A 13,394-nucleotide genomic window follows, 5' to 3' on the forward strand; every position below is an offset into this window, starting at 1 on the left:
ATTAAAATAGAGACTAGATATGAAAAAGAAACTATTAGGGCTTGTGGTTGCGTCTGTTTTGGCAACAAATGCAAACGCTGCAGAGTTAACCTTAGAACAGGCTAGCGTTAAAATTATGGCAAAAATGGAAGAGTTAGCCGCACTGGCAACTCAACCAGAAAATGTGGTTCAACTAGGCGAATACCAATACTTGCAATACAAAGGCAAGAATTTGCGTATTAACTTTGACGGTAACGTGAAGTTTGACCTATTTGACATTGAATCTGAGTTTGAAACTGTTTTTGATTTTATTCCAAAACATTGGCAATACTGGGGTTATGGTGGCGGCTTTGATTTGTTCCCTGAAGGTTACGATAACGCCAACGCCGAAAAATGTACTTTTGGTTTGTATGCGGCAGGACGAGGCTCAAAAGACGATGAAGGAAATTACATTTGGGAGCGCCCTTTAACAGCCATTCTTGACAATTCTGAATGTACTCCGGTTGTTCAAAAACCGTCAATCTTCTTCAATAATAATCAGCTTGAAAACATGCTTACCGGTGAATTGAACGGTGCAGTTTTATTCGCACAAGCGCATATTGTTCCTGCAAAACCAGCAAGTGATGAAAAACGCATGCATTTGGTTGCTGAACGTAATACTAAAGTGATGTTCAAACCAGAAGTTGCTTTCGAGCCTCGTTCTCAAGTCACGGTTACCGCTAAAAACCGTCAGGGTGAAGTTTTAGGTTCATTGGATATGCGTGCTCCAGAATTGCTTGCTCGCAACGTGCTTGCTATGCCAGAGATGAGCACAACCGATATTGATTTCAGTTATGATGAAGCGGCGATCTTCGCGGTTCGTGAGGTTTCAAGTGCGGCTATTTCTGCTGCTTTAGCTGAGCATGATGTAGTTAAACTCAATACGTGGAATGGTCACTGGATCCGCGATATTGCACTGGAACAAAATAACCCAGAACTGAATGGTAAAACATTTATCTTCCAATCAAGCGCTGGCTATAACTCAAATGTAAGTTACTACCAAGACCGCACACGCACGATTGTCAATGGCACGACGACGGTATTTAAAAATGTTAATGGTGCATGGGTACTCGAAGATGATCTGATCTTCAACGAAATTGGCTATGCCGATGGTTATTGGTCAGCAGAGCTGCCAAAAGAGTGGCTAGCGGCAGGCCTGAATCTAACCTTCGCGAATAATGGTAAATCTGGCAGTTTAACGGGCATTAAAGTTGGCGCACCAACCGAGCTACTTCTGCATACCATCGATGTGGGTATGCTGGTTGAGCCTCGTGAACGTTTTGACTTCCAACAAGACAAACAAGCACAGCGTGAATACTTTGAGACCGCGCCGTTGAGCAAAATGGTGGTGAGTGAGTATGAACCGGTTCATCTGCTTGAAGTGATGCTACCAGACGGTACGTTACTGACTGACCATGATCCAAGCGAAGGTGGTTGGCATGGCGGCACCATGCGTCAGCGCATTGGTAAAGAGCTATTCTCAATTGGTATTAACAATGCGAACTACGGCATCAATTCTACCGCTGGTGTAGGCGAGGGCGAACATCCTTATTTTGCCGCTCAGCTAACCGCACATAACACTCGTGGTGTCTACAGTAACGGAGTGGTGACACATGGCGGTTCTGGTGGTGGCGGTATGGTCACGCTTGACAGCTCAATTGGCAATGAGTTCAGCCATGAAGTTGGGCATAACTACGGTTTAGGTCATTATCCTGGTGGTTTTGAGGGTTCAATTCATAAACCAGCTAATATGAGTAACTCAACTTGGGGTTGGGATTCATCTCGTGATGTGTTTATTCCAAACTTTGCACCGCAAAACAACGGTGGCGAAAGTTGTCTAGATGGACAATGTGTTCCTGCATTTAATGATATGTTCCGTTTTGGTAGTGACTCGATGGCGGGCGGTTGGGCGATGTATAACCAGCAACGCTTTACCCTATACACGCCTTACTCGATGTTCTTTATTCAAAAGAACTTAGAGAGCAAAGCCGTGTTTGATCAAACGTCTTCGACGGGCTTTAAAAAGTGGAATGAAGAGACTGAGAGCATGGAGGAATACACACACCGTGTTGATACTCTAGAAATCACCAGTGTTGCGCCATGGGAAGCAAACGCTGAGCGTATTGCAGCTCTATTCGGTCACTTTGATAAAGTTGAGTTGTCAACTTGGAATGGTCACTGGGCGCGTGATATGTCTGTACCTGAAGCCAATGAGAGCAACAAAGGTAAGATCTTTACTTTTAACTCAGATGCGGGTTATCACTCGAACTTGACCATTAACGGTGAGTCGATGGTTGTTCCTTACGGCAGTCGTTTGGTGTTTGTCTCTGATGGTCAAACATGGGTGAAAGATGCAAGCTTTGAACAATATCAAGCGATCAAACCAACTCAATATGGTGTCCCTGTGACGACATTAGTGGGTTACTACGATCCGTCGAAGCAACTAGAAAGCTTTATCTTCCCAGCTCTTCATGGTTCATATGGTTATGTTTACGCAGCTGACAGCACAAGCCTTACTGCGAACTGTGCACTAGAGGTCGAAATGGCTAACGGCGACGTCGATAAGTATGCACTGAAGAACAATCGCCGTAATGCGGACAATATGAATAAGTTCCATGTCAACGTAGCACGTTCTGATAATCCGAAGGCAGCGAGTGTTGTTTGTGATGGTGAAGTACTTGATACCCTGACCATTGCTGCGCCAACACAAGAACCTGTTTATACCGTTCAAGGTGGTGATGAGCAAGTTGCGGCGTTAGCAAAAACCAAAGCATTTGCGATGCCTGCGAAAAACCTCTCTCAACGTGTATTGGCAACTCGTTACGAGCCAACCCAGTGCGATCACGCAGACGGTGAACATAATCACTAAGATTGTAATGTTCAGTAAGATAAAATCATGATAAGAAAAAAGCGCCAAATCAGGCGCTTTTTTTTATTCCAATAAAACGAGATTAACTGGCGTTAACTGCAATCTTCGGCGGATTGATGTTGTGTTTTCTAAACTCTTTCATCACGCGCAGAGTAATGTCGGTTTCAAACAATTTCTCGTATGCGGTATCCACGACGTATGCTTTACAAGTTAACTGAATTGCTAAGTAGTTATCAGTGATGGTTTGCTTCACTAATACGGTCACCGGTTTAGGTAGGTGAATATAACGACTTGACGACGCAGCCTCTTGGATCAAATCACGGGCGAGGGTAATGTCTTCATTCATTCCAACGTAGAAAGGGATCACTACCTGCATATCGAGTGCGCCGTAGTTACCGCTGACCACCACTTCATTTAAGAATTTGTTGTTCGGAATGGTGATGATGTCATCGGTTAATGTGCGCATACGTACTGAACGTAGACCAATGGTAATGATATCACCGTAATTGCCTTCAAAGGTGACACGGTCACCAACTTGGAATGGGCGATCAACCATTACCGTGATACCGGCGATGAATGAAGCGGCCAAGTCTTTTAATGCAAAACCAACCGAAACGGCTAACGTACCACCAATCAATGCGAGTATTTGGTCGTTGATGCGGAAGCTCATCATAAACACCACAATACCCGTACTCATGTAGATAAAGAACTGAGTAAAGGATTGCAGTTTTTGCAGCAACATACGGTATTGAACAAATTGACTACCGAAGCTTTCAACCATTGAACTCATGAATTTGAGCAATAGCCATGCACCAGCAATCACGAACAACGAGAAGAACACACCACTCCAACGTACTAGGCTGGCGATCTTAGATATGTTTTCTACATTAGCGATTTCTTCCGTTGCAAAACACGGTAAGGCAGCAAAGCCAATAAACAGTAGGATTATTAATCTTTTCATACTACTTCACCAAAAGATGTTGACGGTCGAGAACGTTCGTAATGTGACGGAACCAGTGATCAGAGACTCGCGCTTGATCTTCACTCCACTCAATGTAACCACGGCTTTGGAAGTAGCGCAAAATACCTGTGATTTCGGCAATACTCAGCTGAGTACAATCGGATAAGATTTCTGGCGAGGCGATTTCAAGTTGCACTATAGAGCGCAGAACCGCGAGCATCGGCTTTGGCATGTTCTCCAGTTCTTGTGATTCAGGCGCGTGGAATAGACGCACGACCGCTTGATCGGTTTCTTTGTTACGATTGATAGATAAACGGAAGAAGCGCAATGCCACCGTTGGGTTGCCATCTGAATAGTGCCAAAGAATACGGTAGAAACCTTGTTTCGCACGCTCTTCTTCACTCATTTCGTCTTGGTCCCATTGCTTTGGTACGACGAGCCCTTCAAACGATAATGGCTTTTCAAGATCCTTGTTGATGCGGCTGTCAAGCAGTTGACCAATCTGTTTTTCGTTCCAGCGAGGAAGGAAGCAGACCAAATCAAACAATAATCGTTCACCACGAGCACGGTCGACAAAGCGCCAGCTTGATTTCACAATCGATAGCACCACACGGTGATTCTTCTTTGAACGACGCAATAAGTTCGTCACGCGGATCAAATCGCTCAAGCCGCCAACCATTGGTTTGACAAGGCGATGGGCGTTATCTATTGCGATGAGATAAGTGGTCTCACTTTTACGCAGATAAGCGAGGATCTGGATCTCACTCGATTCTTCATCCAGGCCAAGACTGAGCGCTAACTGGGCTAGAAGGCCGCTATAACCGGAATATGGGCAGCTTAAATAAATCGGTTCTGCGTTAGATACTTTATTTAGCATGCTGTTAAGCAGCGTTGTCGAACCAATGCCGCGCTCTCCAGAAACAACACAGATCGCCGGATTATCCGACATCAAGTAGCGGGAAAGCTGTTTCACTTCGTCAGTCGCATAATCGATGAGTGTGCTGTCCATACTACCTGGCAGTACGTATTCGAATACCTGTTCACCTTTAATACGCACAAGATGATGCTGACATTTGTCAATGTCAGACTGTTTTGCTACTTCGATACGGAATAGGTAAGCCAAAGCCTGACTAAATAATGTAGAGCGTGAAAGCAATGACATTAAACGATGTTTGGCACTTTCAATTGTCAGCCAAACAACACCAATTGCCGTTGCGGCAATATTGACCACCACGGTATGTTGACGATTGATCGCCCAAGTCACCCAAACCGGGCGATCAGAATAGTCGTTGAGTGACTCAAATACCTTTTCACGCCATAAGCGTAAAATTGAGATAGTAACTAATACAAACCAGAAAAACAGCGCACTGTAGATCCAGCTATAAATGGTGCCTTTACCTAAGGTGCGAATGGAAATCTGCATGATCACACCAGCAATGATGATGCTCCACACGTAACGACGAATAGTTGACAGGCGTAAAGCGATCACCGCGCGTGATGAGGTGCGGCTGTTGCGGTAGGCAAACTCCAAAATAAAACTGATGGCGATAGAACCACCGAGCACCCACCAAGTGAATATCTCAAGGAAGATCAAATGCTGTAGGCTAGGGATCTGTGAAAGTACGCGTAAAGATAGCGTAATCGCAATTAACCACGCGATCGCACGATGTGCGCGGCTAATGTACCAAACAATCCGAACCCAAAATGGCGGCTTATTATTGTTCTCCAATTGGCTAACGCGAAAGAGATCGATCAATCGTTTGCTGTTTGCCAACCACCATACTAAACCAAAGTAGATAAACAAGACCTTGAATGCTGCCCAAATGACAGGAATTGGCGAGATGAAGATGTCTTTAATCAGTGCTTTAAAACTGCGAATTTGGAAATAAACGATGTATTCCGCATTGAGCTTTGTCAGTTGCCATTCTTGTTTAAATTGCGTCACACCATATGGGCCAAAACCAGTAAGTCGATCTCGATTAGCAGGGTTCGTCAGCGCCAACAACGCTTCTTTACTTTGGTTTAAGCTAGTCAACGTAAAGTAACTGTTCTGAATATCAGACCATGTTTGTGGAGAACTGTCTTTACGGTGAGCCACCAATTGCTTGTCAAAAGTTGCAATTTGCTCGCGTTGAACACGGAGTACTTTCGCCAGCAAGATATTCACTTGGCGTTTGTCTTTGCCTGACATAAACAAAGGTTCTGGCAGGGCTGAAATTTGTTGAGCAATCTCATCCGCCACTGGCGAACGTTGAGGTTGAGATTGAAAGCCATAGTCATTGTTCGCCAGCGCTGGCCAAGCCATTACCAGACTGATGAACAACAAACAGCGTAAATTAAAACGCATAGTTATCTCTTAAATTAATTATCTAGGAATTATTGTAGTTGTTTTAACGGAATAGGTATTTCCGCTAGACAAAGAAGGGGTCAGAAGTGTATTGCGTGACATGGGTAAAATGTCAGAGGAGTGTCAGAAAAAGCACCACTACCGGCCACTAAATGGCAATGGTGCACAGCAAACTAGCCAACAAACAACACCGAGCGGTAAGAGCATGGAAGGAACATTACTGCTGGTGGTATGTTAATTCGTTCGTATTTTATTGTCAGCGAAATGACGGAAAGGTCACTAATATTTTGCCACGAGTCCGACCTTGTTGGTTGATGGCATAACCGTGCTCAATCTCTTCAAATGGAATAGTTTGCGAAATGTGAGGCATAATTTGTGCTGTTTCAAGTAACTCTGCAGCTTGATGTAGTTGGGTACCGTTAGGCTGCACAAAGACGAATTCAGCTTTGACGTTGGCTTTCTCGGCCGCGGCAACGGTTTCTGGCTGCAAGCCGCTGATGCTGATTAATCGGCCTCTTGGCTTTAATGCTGCGATGCATTTAACTTGCTCTTCGCCGTGAAGGCTTTCTAGCACAATATCGACTGGATTTTCTTCAAGCCATTGGTAAACGTCTTGGGTTTGGTAATCAAGCACTTCATCAGCACCAACTTCATAGGCGAAATCGACGTTGCGGCTAGACGTCGCAACAATGACGTGTGCTTGCATCACTTTAGCGAGTTGAATTGCCATATGTCCCACACCACCAGCACCGGCTTGAATAAAGAGGCGTTGGTTGCGATGTAAGTTGCCGGCACCTATCAGAGCTTGCCAAGAGGTCAATAAGGCCATAGGAAGCACTGCGGCGTGTTCGGTGCGAACTTGCTGAGGAATCATGGCTAAGTGGTGGCGATTGACTACGCAATATTCCGCCAAGCAGCCATCTTTACCGATCTCTTTCATCGCGAACACACGATCGCCGGGTAAAAAATCACGTGAACCGTTGCCGGTTTCAACGACCTCGCCAGCTAAATCCCAACCTAGTGTCATTGGCAATGGTTGCTGAACCAGTTGGGCCAACATGCCGCTCGCTATTTTCCAATCAACAGGGTTAATAGAAGACGCATGTACTTTAATAAGAACTTCATCGGGTTTAAGCGTCGGCTGCTTAACGGTTGTGATCTGTGTTGTGCCAAATTCCTTTAGTTGCAGAGCTTTCATGTTATTTCCTTATTATGTGCTGACATAAAAAGGCTAACGTTTTCCAAATTGGCAATAAATGGTCACTATGAGGAATGTCTTTTTCTAAAATGGAAATACTGGCTGGATGCTGGTGGAGATAAGGCGCTCAAGACTCTCAGAAAGTGATAAAGGGAATAGGGAAGTAAATGGATAAACTTACCTCGATGCAGTTGTTTGTTAGAGTGGCACAGGCGGGTAGCTTTACCAAAGTGGCTAACGAGATTAATACCTCGCCTTCCTATGTCAGTAAACATATCGCTGATCTTGAAAGCCAACTGGAAACTCGGTTATTACAACGAACCACGCGCACTACCGCGCTGACATTGGCGGGAGAACGATACTTATCGCGCTGCCTAATTATACTAAATCAAGTCGAATCGGCTGAAAGCGAACTACTTGAGCAAACCAGCAGCGCAGCGGGAAAGTTGAGAGTAAGTATCCCGAGTGTATTAGGAGAAAAAGCGACCGCAGAAATGATGGCTCAGTTTTTGGATAAATACCCCAATATAGACTTGGATATATTAGTTGATGATCGTTTTATTGATTTGATAGAAGAAGGTTATGATCTTTGTGTTCGCGCCAGTTCCGCTCAACCCGATTCTAATCTTATATATCGTTACATAGGTAAGATGCCCTTTAAATTGGTCGCTTCTAAGCGTTATGTCGAACAGCATGGCAGACCAAATAGCGCTCAGGATTTGACACAACTAAAAATTATCGTTCATCGATATGCGAATAATGGCACTTTTACTTTTTGTAAAAATAAACAGCTAGAAAAGGTCACTATTCGTCATCGTATCCGTGTTAATTCTGCCCACCTTGTGCATCACTTGGTCGATAATCATCAGGGGATTGCCTTTTTACCGTGTTATATCTTTGCTAATAATCCACAAATCGAGGTTTTGCTGCCACAATATGATGATGGTGCACTTACAGTGAGTCTTGTTTATCCCGAGCGAGAACATACCCCAGTAAAGGTACATAAGTTTATTGAGTTCTTTAAAGCATGGTTCGAAGAGCGGGTCGACTCTTAAATGAGGCGAAACTGAAATCAACACTTGCAGTTAGAGGACTTTATAAGTAACGTTGCGCGGTTTTTTGACGAATTAGGATACAGGTTTTGATCTCCACAGCGAATATCACAGTATTCGACAGTGGATTAATTTACACCTTGTCGATATCGTAGCATTTTATTCTGATGCTACGAACTTACATTTGTGATTCGTCATTGAGTCCGTACTATACGATGGAAGTGTAATTTCCTCAAAATCCCCAAATTCTATTTTCTTGAATGATTCAATATTGTTGAGTTTATTGTGAGCGACACAATAAAGAGCAAGTCCAGTTAAAGTAGGTATAACCTTTACATGATTGAGGTTAGTATCTATTTCGATCCTGCTTTCCCAAGATTGGATTAATCCTTCTTTATAAAGAATATTTAAGCTTTCATTGAAATCAAATCCTAAAGTTGTAAATAGTTCGGTATATAGAAAGATGATATTGTTATTTTTCATTTCACCAGAAACATGGATGTTGAAATCTTTGTTGTTCCTTACTAAGTGCTTGTTAAACGCGTTGTAGATAATGTAGTGTAATTTCAACTGTCTAGATGATAGCGTTTTTATGATTGAAACATAATGTAATGCATCATCATTTTCACCATCGTTGGTTCGACTGCTAGCTAAAGCACCTCCAAAATATTCAGCACATATTTCAGATGAAGTAAGAGATCCATTCATTATGACATCAACGGCTACACGTGGGTTTGCTTTTTTATGGTCATTTTCATAGCTGGGCGATTTGTTTGCAGCCTTCATTAACAGCTTTGCTTTTGCTAGCTGATATAGCGTCAAAAAATCTGTTCCTATTTCATCGCATAGTGGACCTAAAAGCTTATTTTGCAGCTTTTCGTTAACTGGCGAAGCTAACTTTCTTTCAGAGTTCTCATATGCTACAGGTTGATTTGTTGCGACATCTTCAACGCTGTCTAGGTTCGTATTGTTCACTATAAAATAGCCTCAATGTATAAATCTGCACATTAGCAGATTAATGAAATCGAATATGTGACAAAATTCTCTGATTGAAATTTTCGTAACTAGGGATAGAGATGTGATAGACTTCGCACAAAATTTATTTTGGGTGAAACCTTATGATTTCAACAAACAATATCACCATGCAGTTTGGCGCTAAGCCACTTTTTGAAAACATCTCGGTTAAGTTTGGCGAGGGGAACCGTTACGGTCTTATCGGCGCGAACGGCTGTGGTAAATCGACCTTTATGAAAATCCTGAGCGGCGAGTTAGAGCAAAGCGCAGGTAACGTAAGCTACGATCCAAACGAGCGTGTAGCAAAGCTAAACCAGGATCAGTTTGCTTACGAAGAATTCACAGTAATCGATACTGTGATCATGGGCTACAAAGAGCTTTGGGCAGTAAAACAAGAGCGTGATCGTATCTACTCTTTACCAGAAATGAGTGAAGAAGATGGTATGAAAGTGGCCGATCTTGAAGTTGAATTCGCTGAAATGGACGGCTACATGGCTGAGTCTAAAGCGGGCGAACTTCTTCTTGCAGTAGGTATTCCTCTAGAGCAACATTTCGGCCTAATGAGCGAAGTCGCTCCTGGTTGGAAACTGCGTGTACTATTGGCTCAGGTTCTATTTGCTGACCCGCACATCATGCTACTAGACGAACCAACGAACAACTTGGACATGGACACAATCGGTTGGTTGGAAGATACACTAAATCAACGTAACTGCACCATGATCATCATCTCGCATGACCGTCACTTCCTAAACTCAGTATGTACTCACATGGCTGACTTGGATTACGGCGAACTGCGCGTTTACCCAGGTAACTACGATGAGTACATGACTGCGGCAACGCAAGCTCGTACACGTCTACTGTCTGACAACGCGAAGAAAAAAGCACAAATTGCTGAACTGCAAACGTTCGTTGCACGTTTCTCTGCAAACGCATCGAAAGCAAAACAAGCAACATCACGTGCAAAACAAATTGATAAGATTCAACTTGATGAAGTTAAAGCATCAAGCCGTCAAAACCCATTCATTCGTTTTGAACAGTCTAAAGAACTATTCCGTAACGCACTAAACGTGGAAGGTTTGACACAAGGCTTTGATGAGGATCTGTTCAGCAACTTTGATGCAATTTTCGAAGTGGGTGAGCGTGTTGCGATCATCGGTGAAAACGGTGTGGGTAAAACAACACTATTGAACACACTAGCAGGCGTACTAGAGCCACGCAGCGGTGAGTTCAAATGGTCTGAAAATGCCAACATTGGTTACTACGCGCAGGATCATGCTCATGACTTTGCAGAAGATCTAAACCTAACGGATTGGATGGGCCAATGGCGCCAAGAAGGCGACGACGAACAAGTCGTTCGTGGTTTCCTAGGTCGTATGTTGTTTGGTCAAGACGATATCAAGAAGTCAGTAAAAGTACTGTCTGGTGGTGAGCAAGGTCGTATGCTGCTTGGCAAGCTAATGATGCACAAACCAAACATGCTATTAATGGATGAACCAACCAACCACATGGATATGGAATCGATTGAAGCGCTAAACACGGCTCTTGAAGAATACAAAGGCACTTTGTTCTTCGTATCGCACGACCGTATCTTCGTAGACTCACTAGCAACTCGTATCCTTGAGATCCGTGATGGTAAGATCCACGATTTCCGTGGTACTTATGCAGAATACCAAAAACACCGTGGTATCGATGCGTAAATGACATTTTATTAGTCTTGTCGTTCTGCAAGGCTAAACGAAATAATGCATAAAAAACCCCGAGTTAGGATTACTAACCCGGGGTTTTTGCTTACTTGCTGCGTAGTTATGTGAATTTATGAATATTTCCCAATTTTCCCTAGCAGATAAGCTAAGCGATTAATCTAAATTAAGACGTCAAATCACCAGTGCCCATTTAATAGCGAAATTGCGCCACAATCGCATCCAGTTTTAAGCTCACTTCACTGACCTGCTTACTGCATGTCACTGACCCTTGTACTTCGCGGTGTGTATCGTTAGCAAGGTTGGCAATTTGAGTGATGTTACGATCAATTTCAGCTGACACCATCGATTGCTCTTCAGAGGCGGTCGCGATTTGCGCATTCATATTAAACAAATCTTCAATTTGCTGATTAACGCTATCAATTGCGTCGACGACCAATAAAGTGTCTTGCTTGGTCGACTCAGCTTGCAGTTGGCTGTCCGACATGATGCGCACTGTGCTATGGATACGATCAGTCAGGTTACTGATGGTCGATTCAATTTGGCGAGTTGAGTTATCAGTCTTCATTGAAAGATCACGCACTTCATCAGCGACAACCGCAAATCCTCGGCCATACTCACCAGCTCGCGCCGCTTCGATAGCTGCATTTAACGCTAATAAATTGGTTTGTTCTGCTATGCCTTGAATGGTTGAGATCACCGAATTGATTTCACGACTTTGCTCTTCTAACTGCTCAATCAAGCTTTGAGAGTTGGCTATGTCGTTGGCGAGATTTTGCATACTGCCACTTGCAGTGTGGGTGATTTCGAGTGCTCGATGTGACTCTTCTTTCATCCGTGAGGCATTGCTGGCTGCATGTTCAATATTACTGGTGATTTCATTGCTGGTTTGTACTAATTCATTGACCGCGGTTGCGACAGATTCAGACTCAGCCTTCTGTTGTTCGGCATTATTAATGCTATTCGACGCTGCTTGCTCACTTTCAACAGAACTTTGGTTAAGAACATTCTTTACGTTCGCCACATCTTTGATTAACCCATGTAACTTGGAAATAAAGCTGTCAAACGAGTTAGCTAACTGCGCGAGTTCATCGTTGCCTTCGGCATTCATTCTCGCTGTTAAGTCACCATTGCCACTCGCGATATCACGCATCATGAAATTAATGTCTCGTATCCGATTCAGCACACTGCGCCCAATCATCATTAGCAGAGCGGAAATGACAAAGGCGAGACCTGCACCAAAAAGGTGTAATTGCATTTTGGTTTTATCAGACGCCTCATTAATCGCAATTTCAATTTCAGTTTGTAACGCGAGAATCTCTGCTTCTGTTTGATGAACGTTACTGCGTAGTTCACCTCTCAAGCCTTCACTCGGTGTAAGGCCAAGCGTATTGTAACTATTGAACAAGTTAACCAATGCTTGTTGATAGTCATCAAAAGCAATGCTCAAAGAAGGATGACGAGCATAAGTTTGATGGAAACGTTGCAGATCTTGCGACAAATCTAACTCGGCTTGTTCACTGGGTTTTCCTAAATACTTAAAGTCATTCTCAAGTACTGATGATAGGGCAACCTTAGCTTGTAGGTTATCGAGTGAAACAACGCTCTTTTTGAGCGCCTCACGGGCGGTTTGCAACTTAGCAATCAGCGAGTTGGGATTACTTTGTGAATCGATAGCTTCAATTTGATTGACCAACTGAGTAAATTTGCTTTGATAACCGGTAAGCGTATCGCGAATAACCGTCATGCGGTCGTTGAGTTGAAGGCCATGCTGTTGGATGCGGGATTCTAGGTCATTCAAACGTGTCATTAGGCGAGTAAATGTCTCATTAAAGCGAGTGTGATATTTAAGTTCGTGACGAGCGAGAAAATCTTTTTCGTGGCGGCGTAAAGTGAGAAGATCCACTTCAGCTGCAGTGTTTTCAACCGAGGCAAGTTCTAATTCATGTAGGTTGTTGAGACTGTACTGTTCAAAAAAACCGTAACAGATGACTCCAATAATGAGTACAGCATTAAGTAAGATTAATTTAGCACGAATGCTAATTCCATTTAGAGCGCGCAAAATACTTGGTGACTGAGACATAGACACCTCCCTAGCTGATGACGTTTAAGGACCGCTTTATTTTATGGCTCACTGTGTTAGTGAAATTTGTGGTAAGCGGATATTAAACTAATAGCAGTGCAGAAAGGTTTTGCAACTCGTAACAGAAATCAAAAAGCCCCGATTTTACTGGG

At 43.4% G+C, this 13,394-nt stretch carries 9 protein-coding genes; 4 read left to right on the plus strand and 5 right to left on the minus strand.

Annotation, left to right across the window (positions count from 1 at the left end; translation table 11 throughout):
- Window positions 1–19 precede the first annotated feature (19 nt).
- Window positions 20–2,887 (plus strand): M66 family metalloprotease, encoded by a 2,868-nt coding sequence (locus tag RH86_RS04780; RefSeq protein ID WP_009385310.1) that lies wholly within the window; start codon window positions 20–22, stop codon window positions 2,885–2,887.
- Between the two features lie 82 nt (window positions 2,888–2,969).
- On the opposite strand, the gene RH86_RS04785 is transcribed toward RH86_RS04780, so the two are convergent.
- Both RH86_RS04785 and RH86_RS04790 read right to left on the minus strand, forming a co-directional pair.
- Window positions 2,970–3,848, minus strand: coding sequence for a mechanosensitive ion channel family protein (locus tag RH86_RS04785; protein ID WP_005599053.1), 879 nt, complete (start codon window positions 3,846–3,848; stop codon window positions 2,970–2,972).
- A gap of 1 nt (window position 3,849) precedes the next feature.
- Window positions 3,850–6,195, minus strand: coding sequence for an ATP-binding protein (locus RH86_RS04790; RefSeq protein WP_005599052.1), 2,346 nt, complete (start codon window positions 6,193–6,195; stop codon window positions 3,850–3,852).
- Between the two features lie 100 nt (window positions 6,196–6,295).
- Between RH86_RS04790 and RH86_RS20535 the strand changes: the two genes are divergently transcribed.
- Complete coding sequence (locus tag RH86_RS20535; protein ID WP_190275898.1) at window positions 6,296–6,433, plus strand: hypothetical protein; 138 nt, start codon at window positions 6,296–6,298, stop codon at window positions 6,431–6,433.
- Between the two features lie 18 nt (window positions 6,434–6,451).
- On the opposite strand, the gene RH86_RS04795 is transcribed toward RH86_RS20535, so the two are convergent.
- Window positions 6,452–7,393 carry an NADP-dependent oxidoreductase gene (locus tag RH86_RS04795; protein WP_009385312.1) on the minus strand — a complete coding sequence of 314 codons (942 nt, stop codon included), beginning with the start codon at window positions 7,391–7,393 and terminating at the stop codon, window positions 6,452–6,454.
- A 167-nt stretch (window positions 7,394–7,560) separates the two neighbouring features.
- Between RH86_RS04795 and RH86_RS19970 the strand changes: the two genes are divergently transcribed.
- The gene (locus tag RH86_RS19970) at window positions 7,561–8,448 is read left to right on the plus strand and encodes a LysR family transcriptional regulator (RefSeq protein ID WP_009385314.1); all 888 of its coding nucleotides are present in this window, start codon (window positions 7,561–7,563) and stop codon (window positions 8,446–8,448) included.
- Window positions 8,449–8,604: 156 nt separating this feature from the next.
- On the opposite strand, the gene RH86_RS04805 is transcribed toward RH86_RS19970, so the two are convergent.
- On the minus strand, window positions 8,605–9,420 hold the full coding sequence (locus RH86_RS04805; RefSeq protein WP_009385316.1) for a hypothetical protein: 816 nt from the start codon (window positions 9,418–9,420) through the stop codon (window positions 8,605–8,607).
- A 143-nt stretch (window positions 9,421–9,563) separates the two neighbouring features.
- Here RH86_RS04805 and RH86_RS04810 point away from each other — a divergent pair, with 143 nt between their 5' ends.
- A complete protein-coding gene (locus tag RH86_RS04810; RefSeq protein WP_009385318.1) occupies window positions 9,564–11,156 on the plus strand; it encodes an ABC-F family ATPase in 1,593 nt (530 codons plus the stop codon).
- Window positions 11,157–11,352: 196 nt separating this feature from the next.
- Here the strand turns inward: RH86_RS04810 and RH86_RS04815 are convergent, their stop codons facing one another.
- Window positions 11,353–13,242, minus strand: a complete 1,890-nt coding sequence (locus RH86_RS04815) for a methyl-accepting chemotaxis protein (protein WP_009385320.1) — start codon at window positions 13,240–13,242, stop codon at window positions 11,353–11,355.
- Window positions 13,243–13,394: the final 152 nt, after the last annotated feature.

Origin of the sequence: Vibrio sp. N418, from assembly GCF_000222565.1 — a bacterium.
GTDB classification, from domain to species: Bacteria; Pseudomonadota; Gammaproteobacteria; order Enterobacterales; family Vibrionaceae; genus Vibrio; species Vibrio scophthalmi.